Here is a 17,094-nt window from a genome sequence, read left to right as displayed (position 1 = left end):
GAGCGATCACGAACCGGCACCATCCGCGTAGAGCGCGATCATCACCGCCGTGTCCCCATAGACCCGCCGCTCCAGGCACTTGAAGGCCGGCGGCAGGGTGAGCGCGGCGTCCGCGGCTTCCTCGATCACCGCGAGGGCGCCGGGCTCCAGCCAGCCGCCCTCCGCCGCCGAGGAGAGCGCCGCAGGCGCGAGGTCGCGGCCGTAGGGCGGATCGCAGAAGGCGAGGGCGAAGCGCCCGCTCGTCCCCGCCGGGCCGAGCCGCGTCGCGTCCCGGCGGAACAGGCGGGTGGCGCCCTCGAGCCCCAGCGCCTCGATGTTCTGGCGGATGAGGGCGCGCGCCTCCGCCCCCTCGTCGACGAGGAGCGCGTAGGACGCGCCCCGGGAGAGCGCCTCGAAGCCGAGGGCGCCGGTCCCGGCGAACAGGTCGAGCACACGCGCGCCGGAGACCGCGTCCGCGTAGGCGTGGGCCAGCACGTTGAACAGGGCTTCCCGCAGGCGGTCCGAGGTCGGGCGGATCGCGTCCGTGCGCGGCGCGGCGAGGCGCCGGCCGCGGAGCGCGCCCCCGACGATCCTCACCGCCCGCCGCGGGGCTTGCCGCCGGGCCTGCCGCCAGCCTTGCCGCCGCCGGCGCGCGGGCCCGGCCGGCCGCCGGGCTTACCGCCGAACCCCCCGCCGGGCTTGCCGCCACCGGGCTTGCCGCCACTGGGCTTGCCGCCGCCGGCGCGGCCCTCCGGCTTGCCGCGGAAGCCGCCGCCGGGCTTGTCCCCGAACCGGCCCCCCGGCTTGCCTCCGGGCTTGCCGCCGGGCCTGCCGCCGAAGCCGCCGGGCTTGGCGTCGCCCCGGGGCCGGGGCGCGGACCGCTCGACCGGCGTGCCTCTCCCTCGCCGCCCTCCTGGCGCCAGCGGGCGCCGGCCGCCGGGCCGCGGTTGCCGGTCTCCGCCCGTGGGCCGCCGCGCGTCTCCGCTCGGGGGCCGCCGCGCGAAGTCTCGCCCCGGGAGGGACGCTCCCGGAAGGGACGATCCTGATCGGGTCGCTCGCGGGCAGGACGCTCGCGGGCAGGGCGGTCCCGGTCCGGACGGTCCCGGTCCGGACGCTCGCTGCGCGGGCCGGTGCGGGTCAGGCGCGCCTCGCCCGGCGAACCCCGCCGCTCGGACGGCGCGCGCCCGGCACCCTCCGCACCCCCGCCACCCTTGGCACCCGCGCCCCCTTGGCGCGGGCGAACGTCCGGGCGCCGGTCACGGGGTCGAGGGTGGCGAACTTGGTGCGGCGGTGCGGCTCGGGGGCCGGCTCCGGCGGGCTCGCCTTCAGGCGCTCCACCAGGACGCGGCGCTCGCCGGTCTGGATCGAGCCGACACGCTCGCGCCCCCGCTCGGCGGCGGCCGCGCGCTCCGCCTTCGGGTCGGCGCCGCGGCGGGGCACCTTGGCCGGACGCAGGGGTGCGGGGCCATCCGTCTCGTCCGACCGCCAGACCGAGCGGCGGGGCCCGGGCCCCATGCCGCCGGTGGGCACGCGGGCCGGGGGGCGCTCCGCCGGGAAGCCCGGTCCGCCGCGCCCGGCCGGGACGCCCCGCGGCGGCGCCTCGCCACCGCGCCGGGGCGGGCCCTCCCGCCGGGTGTCTCCGCGGGCCGCGCCCCGCGCCGCGGCGGCGGCCTCGCGCGCCGCCGCCTTCGGCGAGCCGAACGGGGAGACGGGCTCGCGCACCGGGCTCTCGAAATCGACCTCGGCCTGCGCCGAGAGGCCGGGGCCGAGCTGCTCCTTCAGCACCTTGGTGCGCACCTCCTCGACGAGGCCGGCCTCCAGGTCACCGAGCTGGAAGGGCCCGAAGGAGAGGCGGATCAGCCGGTTCACGGAGAGGCCGAGATGCTCGAGGATGCGCTTGACCTCGCGGTTCTTGCCCTCGCGGAGCCCCAGCGTCAGCCAGAGGTTGTCGCCCTGCACCCGGTCCAGGCTCGCCTCGACGGGTCCGTACTCCATGCCCTCGATGGTGACGCCCTTGCGCAGACGGTCGAGCTCGGCCTGGGTCGTCTCGCCGTGGGCGCGCACCCGGTAGCGGCGCAGCCAGCCCGTGTCGGGATGGGCGATCACCTTGGCGAGGCCGCCGTCGTTGGTGAGGAGGAGGAGACCCTCGGTGTTGATGTCGAGCCGGCCGACCGCCACCACGCGGGGCAGATCCTCGGGCAGGGTCTCGAACACGGTCTGGCGCCCCTCGGGGTCGCGGGCCGTGGTCACGAGGCCGCGGGGCTTGTGGAACAGCCAGAGCCTCGTGCGCTCGCGGGCGGGCAGGGGCTCGCCGTCGACGGTGATCTGGTCGGCATCCGTGACGTTGATGGCGGGCGAGTCCAGGATCTCGCCGTTGAGGCTGACGCGCCCCTCCGCGATCATCGCCTCCGCGTCGCGGCGCGAGGCGATCCCGGCCCGCGCGATCGCCTTGGCGATGCGCTCGCCCTCGGGCGTGCCCTCGCCCTCGGGGGGCGCCTCCGCGGCGGTCTCGGCGCGTCGTCCCTTCGCGGCCTTGCGGGGCTCCGCGCTGCGCTCGGGCTTCGCCGCGGCCTGACGGCGGGGCTTCGGGCGGGCCTCGGAATCCGGGCCCGGCACGCCCGCGTCGGTCGCGGGCGCCCAGGCGGGGGCAGGGGAGGCGGGAGCCGCGTCCGGGCGGTCGCCGGGCAGGTCGGTCTCGGGCTTGTCGTCGGGCGGGGTCGCGTTCATGGGCGCCCCATAACAGAGGCGGGCGGGCCGCGCGAGGGCGATGCGGACCTGACGGGCGCGGGCCCGAATCCGCGCGGCCCCTGAAAACGACAGAGGCGGCCACGAAGGCCGCCTCTCCCGCCGGATCGATCCGGGTTTGCCGGCTCGTCAGAGCCTCGGCGAACGGCCGCGCATCACGCCGAACACGGCGGAGATGAGGAACAGCGCGATCGCGACGAAGAAGACGATCTTGGCCGCCTCCATGGCGGTGCCCGCGATGCCGCCGAACCCGAGCAGGGCTGCGATGACGGCGACGACGAGGAAGGTGACTGCCCAACCGATCATGGTGTTCTCCGTGACTTCGATTATGTTGCCGGTTCAACGGCCAAGCTGGGCCGGCGGTTCCGGACGTCGTCCGCCGCCTGAAGCTCGCGCCCGGCGGCGTTCCCTACGTCCCGACTTTACGCCGGGCCGCGCCATTCAGTTCCTCCGGCCCCGGCCGCGAGGCCGCCGCGCGCCCTCGTCCGCAGGGGGCATGGGCGCTTCCCCCGCCGCCCGGCCGCGCCTAGATTGCGGCCCGTGCCCGGACCCGACCCCCTCCCTCCCGACCCGCTGAGCCTCGCCTTCGCGGCCGCCCGCCGGGCCGCCGCCGAGGGCGAGGTTCCGGTCGGCGCCGCGATCGTGCGCGACGGCGCGGTGCTGGCTGTGGCGCACAACCGGCCCCGCGCCTTGAGCGACCCGACCGCGCACGCCGAGATCCTGGCGATCCGCGCCGCCTGCGCTCGCCTCGGCGACGAGCGCCTGACCGGCTGCGACCTCTACGTGACGCTCGAACCCTGCCCGATGTGCGCGGGCGCCATCTCCTTCGCGCGGATCCGGCGGCTCTACTTCGCCGCCTCCGACCCGAAGGGCGGCGGCGTCGAGCACGGGTCGCGGGTGTTCAACCAGCCGACCTGCCACCACGCGCCGGAGGTCTACGGGGGCCTGCGGGAGGCGGAGGCGGCGCAACTGCTGCGCGGCTTCTTCGCGGCGCGGCGCGAGCCAGAGGGAGAGACGGGATGATTCCACGCTACCAGCGCGCCCTCATCGTCGGGGCCGGCTCGGGGCTCAGCGCCTCGCTCGCCCGGCTCTTCGCGGGGGAGGGGATGCGGGTCGGGCTCGCCGCCCGCGACGTCGGCAAGCTCGACGCCCTCGCGGCCGAGACCGGGGCGGCCATCCACGCCTGCGACGCGTGCCGCCCGGCCGAGGTCGAGGCGCTGTTCGCCCGGCTGGAGCTGGCGCTCGGCGGCCACCCGGACGTGGTGGTCTACAACGCGAGCGGGCGCCTGCGCGGCCCCCTCGTCGATCTCGATCCGGCGGCGGTGGAGCGGGCGCTCGCGGTGACGGCCTTCGGCGGCTTCCTGGTGGCGCAGGCGGCCGCCCGGCGCATGCTGCCCGCCCGGCACGGGGCGCTCCTGTTCACGGGCGCCTCGGCCAGCCTGAAGGGCTTTGCCGGGTCGAGCCCCTTCGCCATGGGCAAGTTCGCCCTGCGGGGCCTCTCCGAGAGCCTCGCGCGCGAATTGCAGCCCCAGGGCATCCACGTCGCCCATTTCGTGATCGACGGCGCCATCCGGAACCCGGCCCGCGGGGGCGAACCCCCGGACGCGCCGGACAGCACCCTCGATCCCGACGCCATCGCCCGCGCCTATCGCGACCTCCTCCGCCAGGACCGCAGCGCCTGGACCTCGGAGGTGGCGCTCCGCCCCTGGGTCGAGCGGTTCTGACCGCGCTCGGGCGAGGCGCTCCCGGACGGATCGTGCGCGGGCCCCGTCTCGTTCCGAGAGGGACAGGGTGAGGGGGACAGGTCTTTCCGGACAGGTCGCACCCCTCACCCGGTGCGCTCACGCGCACTCGACCTCTCCCGGACGGGAGAGGTGGTGCGTCGCGCCCGCGCCGGGAGCGCCGGCGCCGGCGACCGGTCAGCCCGCCAGGAAGGCGCGCAGGGCGCTCAGCGTCCGGCCCGGGTTCTCCTCGGCCAGGAAATGCCCGGACGGGATGATCTCGCCCGTCGCCCGCGGCGCGAAGGTGCGGTGCCAGGACGCCAGCGCCGTCTCGGGCCTGCCCGGCTCCAGATAGGCGTCGCTCGACAGGACGAGGACCGGCATCGGCAGGGTGCGGCCGGCGGCGAGGTCGGCCGCGTCCGCCGCCCGGTCGGGCCCCGCGCCCGCCCGGTAATCCTCGCACATCGCGTGGATGCGCTCGGGCACGTTCCAGGATTGCCGGTAGAGGGCGAGCGCCCGCGGATCGAAGGGCGCGAGGTCCTTCGCCTTCGTCCAGCCGGCGAGCAGGCCCTCGAAATAGGTGTCCGGGCCGCGGGCCAGGATCTCGTCCTCCGGGCGCGGCGCCGGCTCCGCCAGGAAGGGCCAGTGCGGGTTCGCGCCCGGCTGCGCCTCGATCCGCTCCCACTGGACCAGCGTCGGCACGATGTCGAGGAGAGCGAGGCGGGCGACCCGGCCGGGCTCGTCGAGGGCGAGCCGGTAGGCGACGCGGGCGCCCCGGTCGTGCCCGCAGAGCGCGAAATGGACGTGGCCGATCTTCTCCATCAGGGCCACGATCTCGCGCCCGAGGGTGCGCTTGGCATAGGCCACGTGATCCGGCCCGCCCGCGGGCGCCGCCGACCAGCCGTAGCCCTTGAGGTCGAGGCAGATCACCCGGTGGTCGCGGGCGAGGTCGGGGGCGAGGCGGTGCCACATCGCGTGCGTCTGCGGGAAGCCGTGCAGCAGGAGGAGGGGCGGCGCCTCCGCCGGGCCGCCGGCCCGCGCGAAGGCGCGCCCGCCCGGCCCCTCGATCCAGAGAGCCTCGAAGCCCGGGAACAGATCCCCACCGACATCTTCGTCCATGACACGCCTCCCTGAGCCTTTTCGCGGGTGCCGGAACCAACCCGCCCGGAGCATTCCGGCTCCCATTCGTGCATTCGCTCGACGCAACAAGCCCGAATATTGTGCAGCCTGCGCAGAATTCGGCCGAGAACAATTCTTAAGACATGCCCGGGAAGATGAGCGCGTACCGCGACGGTGGTCCGATGCCCGCACAGCTCCTGGAAGATTTCGCGCAGGTCGCCTCGGACTGGTTCTGGGAGACCGGCGCGGACGGTTGCTTCACCTACCTGAGCCCCGGCATCGGCCGCTTCCTCGGACGGGACGTCGCCGATCTGATGGGCCGCTCCCGCCTCGCGATCGCGGTCAACGGCGGGGACGAGGCCCACTGGAAGCCTTACCGCGAGGCGATGGCGCGGCGCGAGGGGTTTCGCGATTTCGACTACCCCTATTCCCATCCGGACGGCGGCACGCGCTGGCTGCGCGTCAGCGGGGAGCCCCGCTTCGGGCGCGGCGGCGCCTTCGAGGGCTATCGCGGCGTCGGCACCGACGTGAGCCGCGAGCAGGCGGCGCGCTCCGCCCTCTCGACGGCGCTCGCCGACCTGAAGAGCTCGAACCTGCGCCTCGCCGAGCAGAACCGCCTCTTCGAGGCGGCGCTCAGCAACATGGTGCAGGGCCTGTGCATGTTCGACGCCGCGTCGCGCCTCGTCGTCTGCAATCACCGCTACCGCGAGATCTTCGGCCTGCCGCCGGAGGCGGTGCGCTTCGGCATGAGCCAGCGCGAGCTCTGCGAACTCCTGGTGGCGCAGGGCTGGTACCGGCGGGAGATCACCGTCGACAGCCTGTGCGAGGGCACCCGTCTGGCGCTCATCGCCGACGAGGCCGGGCCGACCCACCGGGAACTCGCGGACGGGCGCATCCTCGCCGTCTGCTACCGCCTGATCGAGGGCGGCGGCTGGGTCTCCACCTTCGAGGACATCACCGAGCGCCGCCGCAACGAGGCGCGCATCGCCCACATGGCCCGCCACGACGCCCTGACCGACCTGCCGAACCGCACCGCCCTGCGCGAGCACGGGATCGGCCTGATGGGGAATGGGCGGGTGGACGAGGGCCAGCGCCTCGCCCTGCTCTGCCTCGACCTCGACCGGTTCAAGGCGGTCAACGACACCCACGGCCACGCGGTCGGCGACGGGCTCCTGCGCGCGGTGGCGGACCGCCTGCGCGCCCATGTCCGCGGCGGCGACCTCGTGGCCCGTCTCGGCGGCGACGAGTTCGCCGTGCTGCACCGGGTCGCCGACGAGGGCGGCGCCCTGACGCTCGCCGAGCGGCTGATCGCGGTGGTGAGCGCCCCCTACGAACTCGGGATCTACGCGGTCGAGATCGGCATGAGCGTCGGCATCGCCATGGCCGGCGCCGGGACGGACGACGTCGAGCGGCTCTTGGGCAACGCCGACACCGCCCTCTACCACGCCAAGGGCGGCGGGCGGGGCCAGGCCTGCCTGTTCGAGGCCGCGATGGACGAGACGGCGGAGGCGCGCCGCGCCCTGGAACGGGATCTGCGCGCGGCCGTGGGCACCGGCGCCTTCGAATTGCACTACCAGCCGCTGGTCGAGGCCGGCAGCGGCTCCGTCACCACCCTCGAGGCGCTGATGCGCTGGCGCCACCCGGAGCACGGCCTGATCAGCCCGGCGACCTTCATCCCCGTCGCGGAGGAGACCGGGCTGATCGTGCCCCTCGGCGCGTGGGTGCTGAACCAGGCGACCCGCGACGCCGCCGCCTGGCCGGCCGAGATCAGCCTCGCCGTCAACGTCTCCGCGGTGCAGCTGCGCCACCGCGCCTTCGCCCAGACCGTGCTGCTGGCGCTGGCCGCCAGCGGCCTGAGGCCGGAGCGGCTGGAGCTGGAGATCACCGAGAGCGTCCTCCTCGACGACACCGAGGCGAACCTGGAGACCCTGCACCTGCTGCGCCGCACCGGCATCCGGATCTCGATGGACGATTTCGGGACCGGCTATTCGAGCCTGAGCTACCTGCGCCGCTTCCCCTTCGACAAGATCAAGATCGACCGCTCCTTCGTGCGCGAGGCGGGCCACCTCGCGGAATCGGGGCCGATCATCCGGGCGCTGGTCGGGCTCGGCGCCAACCTCGGCATCACCACGGTGGTGGAGGGGATCGAGACGGCCGACCAGCTCGCCGCGGTGCGGGCGGAGGGGTGCGACGAGATCCAGGGCTTCCTGTTCAGCCCGCCGCGCCCGGCCGGCGAGGTCGCCGAGATGCTGGCGGCCCTGCGCGGGCGGGCCGCGGAGGCCGCCTGAGCCGCCTACTTGTCCTGGAAGCCCTTCGCCACGCCGGCGAGCCGCTTGGCGGCCCGGCGGGCGGGCGCGTCGACCGCGTCGAGGAACAGGATGCCGCCCATGACGGAGGCGACCATGAGGAGGAGTTGGGCCAGCGCGTGCGTCATCGACCGGGCTTTCGTGGTTCGGCTAGGGCTCGCCCCGTTCTGGCGGGGAGGCCGGCCACGATTCAACCGGAACAGGGTGAACGCGGGGTAACCGGCCGCACTTTCCCGGCGGGGTGCGCCCCGGATGCCACGCCCCGGGCGCCGCGTCCGGGGCCGGTCAGATCCCCTCGCCCGCGACCTCGCGCGCCACGGCGCGGCGGCCGATGTCGCGGCGGCAGAAGCCCTCGGGCCAGTCGATCCGGGTGATGGCGGCGTAGGCGCGGGCCTGCGCCTCCATCACGCTGTCGCCGAGTGCCGTGACCGCGAGCACGCGCCCGCCATCGGCGAGGAGCCGCCCGCCCTCGGCGCGGGTGCCGGCCTGGAACACGAAGGTGGCGTCGCTCGCCGCGGCCTCCGCCACGCCGCGGATCTCGGAGCCCCGCACCACCGTGCCCGGATAGCCCGCCGCCGCCATCACCACGGTGAGCGCCGCCCGGTGCGGGTCGAATTCGAGGGCGACGCCGGAGAGGTCGCCGTCGCAGGCCGAGAGCAGGGCGGGGACGAGGTCCGAGGCGAGGCGCGGCATCAGCACCTGCGCCTCGGGGTCGCCGAAGCGGGTGTTGTACTCGATGAGCTTGGGCCCGTCCGCGGTCAGCATCAGCCCGGCATAGAGGATGCCGGTGAAGGGCATGCCCCGCTCGCGCATGCCCCGGAGCGTCGGCGCGATGATCCCCTCCATCACGGCGCGCTCGATCTCCGGCGTCACGATGGAGGCGGGCGAGTAGGCGCCCATGCCGCCCGTGTTCGGGCCCCGGTCGCCGTCGAAGACGCGCTTGTGGTCCTGGGCCGTGCCGACGGGGATCGCGCGGGTGCCGTCGCAGAGGGCGAAGAAGCTTGCCTCCTCGCCGACGAGGCATTCCTCGATCACGATCTCGGCGCCGGGCTCGGCGAGGAGCGCGCGCACCGCCCCTTCCGCCTGCTCCAGCGTCTCGGCGACCGTGACGCCCTTGCCGGCGGCGAGCCCGTCCGCCTTCACGACGATCGGCGCGCCGGTCTCGCGCAGGTATTCCAGCGCCGGCTCGAGCGCGGAGAAGCGCGCGAAGGCCGCGGTCGGGATGGCGTAGGCGGCGCAGAGATCCTTGGTGAAGCCCTTCGAGCCCTCGAGCTGGGCGGCGGCCCGCGTCGGCCCGAAGGCGCGGATCCCGGCGGCGGTCAGGTCGTCGACGAGGCCCGCGACGAGGGGCGCCTCGGGCCCCACCACCACGAGGCCGACCGCCTCGGCCTCGCAGAAGGCGCGGACCGCCGCGTGGTCCGAGACGGGCAGGTCGGGGCGGTTCTCGCCGTGCTCGGCCGTGCCCGGATTCCCGGGCGCGGTGAACAGGCGGGTGCAGAGGGGGCTCTTGGCGAGGGCGTAGGCCAGCGCGTGCTCGCGCCCGCCCGAACCGATCAGAAGGATGTTCATGGCCACGGGGTTTTCCTCAAAAACCGGCCCGGAGGAAAGGAGAATCCGACGCGCTCACGCGGCCCTGCACGGGAACGGCGCCCGCCGCCCGCGGTTCTGGCGGGGAGGGGACGCGGGGAGGCCGGATGACGGACGAGGGCGGGAGAGCGCGCTTCACGGTGGAGCGGGCCGCGAGCCTGACCCAGACGCTCGCCATCGTCGCGGCCGGCGCCTGGGCGGTCTACACCTTCATCTACGAGGCGCGGATCAAGCCGGGGCTGGAGCCGCCCGCCGTCTCGGTGAAGACCGACCTCGTGCGGGCGGGCGAGCGCGGCGACCGGGTCGCGATCCGCTCGACCCTCACCCGCACCAATGTGGGCAAGACCGGCGTGCGCGTCCTCGGCCTGACCTACAACGTCGTCGGGATCAGCGCCCGCTTCGGGGCCGATCCCGCCCGGGCCGACGCCTTCGCGGGAAGCCTCCACGGCGCGGCGAGCGTCGGGGCAGCGCGCGACTACGCGCTCACCGAGCCCGGTGCCGTGATCCTGCGGCAGGGCACGCTGTTCGAGGGCGCGACGGAGGGGCCGGCCGAGCCCTCCGACCTCAACCCGGGCGAGGCCGTTTCCCGCGACCTCATCCTCTACGCCGACCGGACCCGGTTCGATTTCCTGCGCGTCGAGGTGAGCCTCGCCTACGCGAAGGCCGACGAGCCGCCGGTTCGCTTGCGCTTCCGGGCCGGGGAGGGCGGGCGCCTGTCCCTCAGCCCGCAGGCCGATTGCGGCGCCGAGCCCGAGACCTGCCGGCGCCTCAAGACCACGGACTTCGCCACCGAGTTTTCCCTCTGGTGAATCGCGGGCAGCGGCCCAGAGTGGCCCCGGCGCCCTCGACCGGGGCCGCGCCCGGCGCTAGCCTCCGGCCCCATGTCCATCCTCGCCGCCCTGACGCAGCCGCAGCCGAGCCCGAGCCAGGCCGCGGCGACGAACGAGACCGAGTGGAGCGTCGGCGACCTCGCCGCGGCGCTGCGCCGGACGCTGGAGGACGCCTTCGGCCACGTGCGCCTGCGCGGCGAGATCTCGGGCTATCGCGGGCCGCACGGCTCGGGCCACGCCTATTTCTCGCTGAAGGACGGCAACGCCAAGATCGACGCCGTCGTCTGGAAGGGCACGCTCAACCGCCTCCGGCAGAAGCCGAAGGAGGGGCTGGAGGTCGTCGCCACCGGCAAGATCACGACCTTCCCGGGCAAGTCCTCCTACCAGATCGTGATCGAGAGCCTGGAGCCCGCCGGCATCGGCGCCTGGATGGCGCTCTTGGAGGAGCGCAAGCGGGTGCTCGCGGCGGAGGGGCTGTTCGCCCCCGAGCATAAGCGCCCGATCCCCTATCTGCCGCGCGTCGTCGGCGTGATCACCTCGCCGACCGGCGCCGTCATCCGCGACATCCTGCACCGGCTGGAGGACCGCTTTCCCCGGCCGGTCCTGGTCTGGCCCGTGCGGGTGCAGGGGGAGGGGGCGGCCGAGGAGGTGGCGGCCGCCATCCGCGGCTTCAACGCGCTTGCCCCCGGCGGCCCGATCCCGCGGCCGGACGTGCTGATCGTCGCCCGCGGCGGCGGCTCGATCGAGGATCTCTGGGCCTTCAACGAGGAGATCGTGGTCCGCGCCGCCTTCGAGAGCGCGATCCCCCTGATCTCGGCGGTGGGCCACGAGACCGACACGACGCTGATCGACTACGCCGCCGACCGCCGCGCCCCGACGCCGACCGGCGCGGCCGAGATGGCGGTGCCGGTGCGCGTCGAACTGATGGCGCAGATCGACGATCTCGGCCGCCGCCAGCGGGGGGCGATCCTGCGCAAGCTCGACCGGGACCGCGGCGACCTGCGCGCGAGCGTGCGGGCCATGCCCGGCGCCGACGCCTTCCTGGCGGGCAAGCGCCAGCGCCTCGACCTCGCCGAGGCCCGCCTGCGGCCGGCGCTCGCGGGCAACGCCCGCACCTTCCGCGAGCGGCTCGGCCGCGTGCTGGAGCGCCTCGCCCGCCACCCGCCGGAACTCGGGATCGCCCGCGCCCGGGCGCGGCTCGCCGCGATCGACCACCGGCCCCGCACCGCCATCGCCCACCACATCGCCCGCCGGGCCGACGCGCTGGCCGGCCTCGACCGCCTGCTCGGGTCGCTGAGCTACAAGGCGGTGCTCGCCCGCGGCTACGCCCTGGTGCGGGACGAGACCGGCGCCAGCGTGCGAGCGGCCGGCTCGGTGCGCCCCGGCGAGCGCCTGAGCCTTACCTTCGCGGACGGCACGGCCGGCGTGCGGGCGGACGGGGAGGGCGAGGACGCGCCGACGCCCCGGCGCTCCGCCCGCCGCCCGAAGGCCGCCCGCCCGGAGCCCGCCGCCGAGGCGACCGCTACGCGCCAGGGCAGCCTGTTCTGACCCCCACCTCTCCCGTTCGGGAGAGGTCGAGTCGGCGCGAGCCGACCGGGTGAGGGATGCGACCTCTCCGGAGACCTCGCCCCCCTCACCCCGACCCTCTCCCGAACGGGAGAGGGGGCGCGGCGTGCCGGTCCGTGCTCCAATGGCGAGACCGAATCAGCCCCCACCCCCTCGTCCCATGAACCAGTCGACCGAGCGGGCGCGCGCCCTGCGGCGGCACCAGACCGCCGCCGAGGCCACGCTGTGGCGGGTGCTGCGGGGCCGCGGGCTCAACGGGTACAAGTTCCGCCGGCAATGGCCGATCGACGGGTTCGTGGCGGATCTGGCCTGCGTCGAGGCCGGGCTGGTGGTCGAGGTCGACGGGGCCACGCACGGGCGGCCGGCCGAGCAGCGCCGAGATGCCGAGCGCAGCGCCGCGCTCGCCCGCTGCGGCTTCGAGGTGCTGCGCGTCACCAATGCGGACGTGCTGCGAAACCTCGACGGCGTGCGCGAGACGATCCTGGCGGCCATCGAGCGCCGCGTGACCCTCTAACCACCCCACCTCTCCCGTTCGGGAGAGGGGACCCGCGCGCTACAAGGGCCGGCGCCCCTGGAGGCGCGCGCTCGCGCGCCCTACCCTTGAGAGGCTGCGTTTCCGCCGCGTGAGGTCCGCGTTCCCGTGTCCGAGCCCGTCGCCCCGAACTTCCGCTCGCTCTATCGCCACGGCCTCGCCCGGGTCGCGGCCTGCACCGGCCGCAGCCATCCGGCCGAGCCCGCCCGCAACGCGCAGGAGATCCTGAGCCTCGCGGGCCAAGCCCACGCGAAGGGCGCGGTGCTCGCCGTCTTTCCCGAACTCGCGCTCTCGGCCTACGCGATCGAGGACCTGTTCCTGCAGGACACGCTCCTCGACGCGGTCGAGGCGGCCGCGGCCGAACTCGTCGCGGCCTCGGGAGCGCTCCGCCCGCTCCTGATCGTCGGCGCGCCCCTGCGCTGGCGCAGCCGGATCTACAACACCGCCCTCGCGATCCAGGGCGGCCGGCTCCTCGGCATCGTGCCGAAATGCTACCTGCCGAATTACCGGGAATTCTACGAGAAGCGCCACTTCGCCTCCGGCGCGAGCATCGCGGGCGAGACGATCCGCGTCGGCGGCATCGAGGCGCCCTTCGGCACCGACCTCCTCTTCGAGGCCGAGGATCTGCCGGGCCTCAGCGTCGGCATCGAGATCTGCGAGGATCTCTGGGTGCCGGAGGGGCCGGGGATGCGGGCGGCGCTCGCGGGCGCCAGCGTGCTCGCCAATCCCTCCGGCAGCCCGATCACGGTCGGCCGGGCCGATGCCCGCGAACTCCTCTCGCGGGCCGCCTCGATGCGGGGCCTGTGCGCCTACGTCTACGCGGCGGCGGGGCTCGGGGAATCCACCACCGACCTGTCCTGGGACGGCCAGACCAGCATCGACGAGCTGGGCGTCCGCCTCGCCGAGGGCGAGCGCTTCGCGGCCGGGCCGCTCGCCACCTTCGCCGACATCGACCTGGAGCGGATCGCGCAGGACCGCCTCCAATCCGGCAGCTTCGACGACAATGCCCGCACCCGCGAGGGCAGATACCGGCGCGTCCCCTTCCGCGTCGCGCCGCCGGGGGACGATCTCGGCCTGATGCGGGCCGTCGAGCGCTTCCCCTTCGTGCCGGCCGACCCCGCCCGCCTCGCGCAGGATTGCTACGAGGCCTACAACATCCAGGTGGCCGGGCTGCAGAAGCGCCTGGAGGCGACGGGCACGAGCAAGGTCGTGATCGGCGTCTCGGGCGGCCTCGATTCGACGCACGCCCTCATCGTGGTGGCCAAGGCCCTCGACCGGCTCGGCCTGCCGCGCGCCAACATCCTCGCCTACACCCTGCCGGGCTTCGCCACCTCGGACGCCACCAAGGACAACGCCCACGCCCTCATGAAGGCGATCGGCTGCACGGCGGCCGAGATCGACATCCGCCCCGCCGCCCGGCAGATGCTCACCGACATGGGCCACCCGTACGGGCGCGGCGAGCCGGTCTACGACGTCACCTTCGAGAACGTGCAGGCGGGCCTGCGCACCGATTACCTGTTCCGCCTCGCCAACCAGAACGGCGCCATCGTGATCGGCACCGGCGACCTCTCGGAGCTGGCGCTCGGCTGGTGCACCTACGGCGTCGGCGACCAGATGAGCCATTACGGCGTCAACGCGGGCGTGCCCAAGACCCTGATCCAGCACCTGATCCGCTGGGTGATCGGGACCGGTCAGTTCGAGGCCGAAGTGGGACGGATCCTCCAGGCGATCCTCGACACCGAGATCTCGCCCGAACTCGTGCCGGCGGAGGCCGATGCCGGCCCGCAGAGCACCGAGGCCAAGATCGGCCCCTACGCGCTGCAGGATTTCAACCTGTTCTACACGCTGCGCTACGGGTTCCGGCCCTCCAAGATCGCCTTCCTCTCGCTGCATGCCTGGGGTGACCGGGCGGCCGGGATCTGGCCGCCGGATTTCCCGGACGCGAAGCGCGGCGCCTACGATCTCGCCGAGATCCGGCACTGGCTCGGCGTGTTCCTCGGCCGCTTCTTCGGCTTCAGCCAGTTCAAGCGCTCGGCCCTGCCGAACGGGCCGAAGGTCTCGGCCGGGGGCGCCCTGTCGCCCCGCGGCGACTGGCGGGCGCCCTCGGACGCGAGCGCCGCGATCTGGCTCGACGAGCTCGCCCGCAACGTTCCCGAAACCTGATCGACACAAACGCGACGGATTGTGCGAGTATGCCTCCGCCCGGTCCTGACCCCGCGATTCACGGCCTCCGGGCCCCGCGGGGGTCCGTGCCGCTGCAGGAGCCCGGAACGCATCGGCCGGTGATTCACCGGCCGGCGCGCTCTCCGGCGGCCAAGCGGAGGTGAGCCGATGCGAAGCTACAACCTGTTCCGCCTGAAGAGCGTCGAGGGCCTGTGCTGCGCGGTGCCGGAAGCCTGTGCCGTGCCCGCCTTCCTCGGCGGCGGCCGCTGGACCTTCGGCGGCAAGCTCGACGACCACGGCCCCGCCCCCCTCGATTTCGACGGCCGGGCAGCCGACACGGCGATCCGCTTCAACGGGTTCTACCTGTTCCAGACGGTGGACAGGCGCTTCACCTGCCCGTGAAACCGGCGCGGGTCCCGCATCGCGGCGAACATTCCTTAAGGGCTGCCATGCGAGCTTGCGGGCGCTGACGGATCGCTAGAGGCCGACCGATGTCGGAAAACCGCAAGGAGGCGCGCCAGAGGGTCTTCCTCAAGGGGCGCATCATCTTCAACAACAACGCGTCGAGCATGGATTGCCTCGTGCGCGACCTGTCGCCGGCCGGCGCCCGCCTCGCCCTCAGCGAGACGACGACGCTGCCGGAGATGTTCGACCTGTACATCCCGCAGAAGGAGCGGACCTACCGCGCCCACATGCGCTGGCGCCGCCCGGACGGGATCGGCATCACCTTCGTTGATGATTCGGCGCGCCCCGAGCCCGCCGCCGCGGCACCGCCGCCGCCGGCCGAGGACGCCTCGATCGCGGTGCTGCTGCGCCGGGTGAGCGAACTCGAGGCCGAGAACGCGACCCTGCGCCGGTTGCTCGCCACGATGGCGCAAGGGGGCACCCCCGCGAGCGCGGCCTGAGATCCGGGCCCCGCTTTCGTCCGGCAGCGATAGGCCCTCAGCCCTCGCCGGCCTCCAGCGCCGCGCGGATGCGCGCGGCGTGCTGGGCCAGCAGTGCGGGATCGGCCATGCCGCCCTCGTGGCGCTTGAGCGGCACCCCGTCCCGGCGGGGCACGATGTGGACGTGCAGGTGGAACACCGTCTGCCCGCCCGCCGGCTCGTTGTACTGGAAGATCGTCAGCCCGTCCGCCGCGAAGGCCGCCTTCACGGCCCGCGCCACCCGCTGCACGCTCGCCATGAGTGCGGCGAGAGAGGCGGGGTCCGCGTCGAGCAGGCCGCGCGCCGGCGCCTTCGGGATCACCAGCGTGTGGCCCTCGCCCTGGGGCATCACGTCCATGAAGGCGAGGGTGGCCTCGTCCTCGTAGACCCTATGGGCCGGGATCTCGCCCCGGAGGATCCGGGCGAAGATGTTGTCCGGGTCGTAGGGCGCGCGCGGCGCCGGGCTATCGGTCGTCATGTCGGCTCCGGATGATCGAGGGCGCGCACGATGCACGCCGGCCCGCCCCGCGTCCACGGGCGCCCCGGTTTCGCCCGAACCCTGCGCGGCCCCGCGGCGTTGTGCCTCCACGCGAAACAGCGAGGCTTGGCCGGCGGCGGGCCCGGACGACAGGGAAGCGGAGCGCATGGCCCACGAGAGCACGAGCGCCATCTACACGGCGGCAGGGGCCAACCTCGCCATCGCGGGCGCGAAATTCGTCGGCGCCTTTCTCACGGGCAGTTCCGCGATGCTCGCCGAGGGCGTGCACTCCCTCGTCGACACCGCGAACCAGATCCTGCTCCTCGTCGGACTCAAGCGCGCGAAGAAGCCGGCAGACGCCCGCCACCCCTTCGGCTACGGGCGCGAGGTCTATTTCTACGCCTTCATCGTGGCCCTGTTCATCTTCCTCGGCGGCGGCGCCTTCGCGATCTACGAGGGCATCCACAAGATCGGCCATCCGGAGCCCGTCGAGGACGCGGTCCTGTTCGGCCGGCACGTCTCCGGCTTCTGGGTGAACCTCGCGATCCTCGGCTTCGCCGTCCTGGCGGAGGGCTATTCCTGCTACGTGGCGATCCGGTCGTTCTGGGCCGAGAAGGGCGAGCGCCCGCCGATCACCGCGATCCGCCGCAGCAAGGACCCGGCCCTGTTCACCGTGCTCGTCGAGGACGTCGCGGCGCTCCTGGGCCTCGTAATCGCGCTCGCGGGCGTGATCCTTTCCGAGACCCTCGACCTGCCCGTCCTCGACGGCTGGGCCTCGATCGGGATCGGCCTCGTCCTGATCGGCATGGCGATCTTCCTGATGATCGAGACCCACGGCCTGCTGATCGGCGAGGCGGCCGACCCCGAGATCGTCGCGGCGATCCGGGAGGTGGCCCGCGCCGAGCCCGGCGTCCACCACGTCAACGAGGTGCTGACCCAGCATCTCGGCCCCGACGACATCCTGGTCAATGTCAGCCTCGACATGGATGACGGCCTCAGCGCCGGCGAGGTCGAGCGCATGGTCGAGCGCCTCGACCGGGCGTTGAAGGAGCGCCATCGCAAGGTGCGGCGCGTCTTCGTCGAGATCCAGGCGCGCAGCGCGGCCGAGGCGCAGATCCGGGCCGTGCAGGCCGCGCGGGCCTGAG

General features: G+C 74.2%; 17 protein-coding genes. 10 read left to right on the top strand and 7 right to left on the bottom strand.

Going from position 1 to position 17,094, the window contains the following annotated elements; translation table 11 throughout:
* Positions 1-6 precede the first annotated feature (6 nt).
* The 3 genes from rsmD to DK389_RS29935 form a co-directional block, all read right to left on the bottom strand.
* Positions 7-576 (bottom strand): 16S rRNA (guanine(966)-N(2))-methyltransferase RsmD, encoded by a 570-nt coding sequence (gene rsmD, locus DK389_RS29945; RefSeq protein WP_109895260.1) that lies wholly within the window; start codon positions 574-576, stop codon positions 7-9.
* A gap of 540 nt (positions 577-1,116) precedes the next feature.
* Positions 1,117-2,706: a pseudouridine synthase gene (locus DK389_RS29940; protein ID WP_236960438.1), complete on the bottom strand. Its 1,590-nt coding sequence runs from the start codon at positions 2,704-2,706 to the stop codon at positions 1,117-1,119.
* 147 nt (positions 2,707-2,853) lie between these two features.
* A complete protein-coding gene (locus tag DK389_RS29935; protein WP_109895258.1) occupies positions 2,854-3,030 on the bottom strand; it encodes a DUF1328 domain-containing protein in 177 nt (58 codons plus the stop codon).
* A 234-nt stretch (positions 3,031-3,264) separates the two neighbouring features.
* Between DK389_RS29935 and DK389_RS29930 the strand changes: the two genes are divergently transcribed.
* Both DK389_RS29930 and DK389_RS29925 read left to right on the top strand, forming a co-directional pair.
* Positions 3,265-3,747: a nucleoside deaminase gene (locus tag DK389_RS29930; RefSeq protein ID WP_194075137.1), complete on the top strand. Its 483-nt coding sequence runs from the start codon at positions 3,265-3,267 to the stop codon at positions 3,745-3,747.
* On the top strand, positions 3,744-4,448 hold the full coding sequence (locus DK389_RS29925) for an SDR family NAD(P)-dependent oxidoreductase (RefSeq protein ID WP_109895254.1): 705 nt from the start codon (positions 3,744-3,746) through the stop codon (positions 4,446-4,448). The genes DK389_RS29930 and DK389_RS29925 overlap by 4 nt, the downstream gene beginning before the upstream one ends.
* A 195-nt stretch (positions 4,449-4,643) precedes the next feature.
* Here DK389_RS29925 and DK389_RS29920 read toward each other — a convergent pair whose 3' ends face one another.
* Positions 4,644-5,564 carry an alpha/beta fold hydrolase gene (locus tag DK389_RS29920; protein WP_109895252.1) on the bottom strand — a complete coding sequence of 307 codons (921 nt, stop codon included), beginning with the start codon at positions 5,562-5,564 and terminating at the stop codon, positions 4,644-4,646.
* 155 nt (positions 5,565-5,719) lie between these two features.
* Here DK389_RS29920 and DK389_RS29915 point away from each other — a divergent pair, with 155 nt between their 5' ends.
* Positions 5,720-7,852, top strand: coding sequence for a putative bifunctional diguanylate cyclase/phosphodiesterase (locus DK389_RS29915; protein WP_236960436.1), 2,133 nt, complete (start codon positions 5,720-5,722; stop codon positions 7,850-7,852).
* Between the two features lie 5 nt (positions 7,853-7,857).
* On the opposite strand, the gene DK389_RS33210 is transcribed toward DK389_RS29915, so the two are convergent.
* Together DK389_RS33210 and purD are read right to left on the bottom strand one after the other, a co-directional pair.
* A complete protein-coding gene (locus DK389_RS33210) occupies positions 7,858-7,998 on the bottom strand; it encodes a hypothetical protein (RefSeq protein WP_162560960.1) in 141 nt (46 codons plus the stop codon).
* 157 nt (positions 7,999-8,155) lie between these two features.
* Complete coding sequence (gene purD, locus DK389_RS29910; RefSeq protein ID WP_109895250.1) at positions 8,156-9,439, bottom strand: phosphoribosylamine--glycine ligase; 1,284 nt, start codon at positions 9,437-9,439, stop codon at positions 8,156-8,158.
* Positions 9,440-9,564: 125 nt separating this feature from the next.
* Between purD and DK389_RS29905 the strand changes: the two genes are divergently transcribed.
* The 6 genes from DK389_RS29905 to DK389_RS29880 all read left to right on the top strand — a co-directional run bounded on the left by DK389_RS29905 (position 9,565) and on the right by DK389_RS29880 (position 15,453).
* The gene (locus DK389_RS29905; protein ID WP_109895248.1) at positions 9,565-10,266 is read left to right on the top strand and encodes a hypothetical protein; all 702 of its coding nucleotides are present in this window, start codon (positions 9,565-9,567) and stop codon (positions 10,264-10,266) included.
* A gap of 72 nt (positions 10,267-10,338) precedes the next feature.
* On the top strand, positions 10,339-11,835 hold the full coding sequence (xseA, locus tag DK389_RS29900; protein WP_109895246.1) for an exodeoxyribonuclease VII large subunit: 1,497 nt from the start codon (positions 10,339-10,341) through the stop codon (positions 11,833-11,835).
* A 178-nt stretch (positions 11,836-12,013) separates the two neighbouring features.
* Positions 12,014-12,367, top strand: coding sequence for an endonuclease domain-containing protein (locus tag DK389_RS29895; protein WP_109895244.1), 354 nt, complete (start codon positions 12,014-12,016; stop codon positions 12,365-12,367).
* 126 nt (positions 12,368-12,493) lie between these two features.
* Positions 12,494-14,548, top strand: coding sequence for an NAD(+) synthase (locus DK389_RS29890; RefSeq protein ID WP_109895242.1), 2,055 nt, complete (start codon positions 12,494-12,496; stop codon positions 14,546-14,548).
* A 168-nt stretch (positions 14,549-14,716) separates the two neighbouring features.
* Positions 14,717-14,950: a hypothetical protein gene (locus DK389_RS29885; RefSeq protein WP_109895240.1), complete on the top strand. Its 234-nt coding sequence runs from the start codon at positions 14,717-14,719 to the stop codon at positions 14,948-14,950.
* 89 nt (positions 14,951-15,039) lie between these two features.
* Entirely contained in the window at positions 15,040-15,453 is a 414-nt protein-coding gene (locus DK389_RS29880; protein WP_109895238.1) for a PilZ domain-containing protein, read from the top strand.
* Positions 15,454-15,490: 37 nt separating this feature from the next.
* Here DK389_RS29880 and DK389_RS29875 read toward each other — a convergent pair whose 3' ends face one another.
* Positions 15,491-15,949, bottom strand: a complete 459-nt coding sequence (locus tag DK389_RS29875) for an HIT family protein (RefSeq protein WP_109895236.1) — start codon at positions 15,947-15,949, stop codon at positions 15,491-15,493.
* A gap of 166 nt (positions 15,950-16,115) precedes the next feature.
* Here DK389_RS29875 and DK389_RS29870 point away from each other — a divergent pair, with 166 nt between their 5' ends.
* Positions 16,116-17,093 carry a cation diffusion facilitator family transporter gene (locus DK389_RS29870; protein ID WP_109895234.1) on the top strand — a complete coding sequence of 326 codons (978 nt, stop codon included), beginning with the start codon at positions 16,116-16,118 and terminating at the stop codon, positions 17,091-17,093.
* Position 17,094 lies beyond the last annotated feature (1 nt).

The organism is Methylobacterium durans (genome assembly GCF_003173715.1).
In the GTDB taxonomy this organism is placed as follows: domain Bacteria; phylum Pseudomonadota; class Alphaproteobacteria; order Rhizobiales; family Beijerinckiaceae; genus Methylobacterium; species Methylobacterium durans.
This window is presented reverse-complemented; position numbering and strand designations above follow the sequence as displayed.

Excerpts from the sequence above, each read along its gene's own strand:
- DK389_RS29875 (WP_109895236.1), bottom strand. The coding sequence starts at position 15,949 with ATGACGACCGATAGCCCGGCGCCGCGCGCGCCCTACGACCCGGACAAC.
- DK389_RS29905 (WP_109895248.1), top strand. The coding sequence starts at position 9,565 with ATGACGGACGAGGGCGGGAGAGCGCGCTTCACGGTGGAGCGGGCCGCG.
- DK389_RS29940 (WP_236960438.1), bottom strand. The coding sequence starts at position 2,706 with ATGAACGCGACCCCGCCCGACGACAAGCCCGAGACCGACCTGCCCGGC.
- DK389_RS29895 (WP_109895244.1), top strand. The coding sequence starts at position 12,014 with ATGAACCAGTCGACCGAGCGGGCGCGCGCCCTGCGGCGGCACCAGACC.
- DK389_RS29880 (WP_109895238.1), top strand. The coding sequence starts at position 15,040 with ATGTCGGAAAACCGCAAGGAGGCGCGCCAGAGGGTCTTCCTCAAGGGG.
- DK389_RS29915 (WP_236960436.1), top strand. The coding sequence starts at position 5,720 with ATGAGCGCGTACCGCGACGGTGGTCCGATGCCCGCACAGCTCCTGGAA.
- DK389_RS29870 (WP_109895234.1), top strand. The coding sequence starts at position 16,116 with ATGGCCCACGAGAGCACGAGCGCCATCTACACGGCGGCAGGGGCCAAC.
- DK389_RS29925 (WP_109895254.1), top strand. The coding sequence starts at position 3,744 with ATGATTCCACGCTACCAGCGCGCCCTCATCGTCGGGGCCGGCTCGGGG.
- DK389_RS29885 (WP_109895240.1), top strand. The coding sequence starts at position 14,717 with ATGCGAAGCTACAACCTGTTCCGCCTGAAGAGCGTCGAGGGCCTGTGC.
- xseA (WP_109895246.1), top strand. The coding sequence starts at position 10,339 with ATGTCCATCCTCGCCGCCCTGACGCAGCCGCAGCCGAGCCCGAGCCAG.
- DK389_RS29920 (WP_109895252.1), bottom strand. The coding sequence starts at position 5,564 with ATGGACGAAGATGTCGGTGGGGATCTGTTCCCGGGCTTCGAGGCTCTC.
- DK389_RS33210 (WP_162560960.1), bottom strand. The coding sequence starts at position 7,998 with ATGACGCACGCGCTGGCCCAACTCCTCCTCATGGTCGCCTCCGTCATG.
- purD (WP_109895250.1), bottom strand. The coding sequence starts at position 9,439 with ATGAACATCCTTCTGATCGGTTCGGGCGGGCGCGAGCACGCGCTGGCC.
- DK389_RS29935 (WP_109895258.1), bottom strand. The coding sequence starts at position 3,030 with ATGATCGGTTGGGCAGTCACCTTCCTCGTCGTCGCCGTCATCGCAGCC.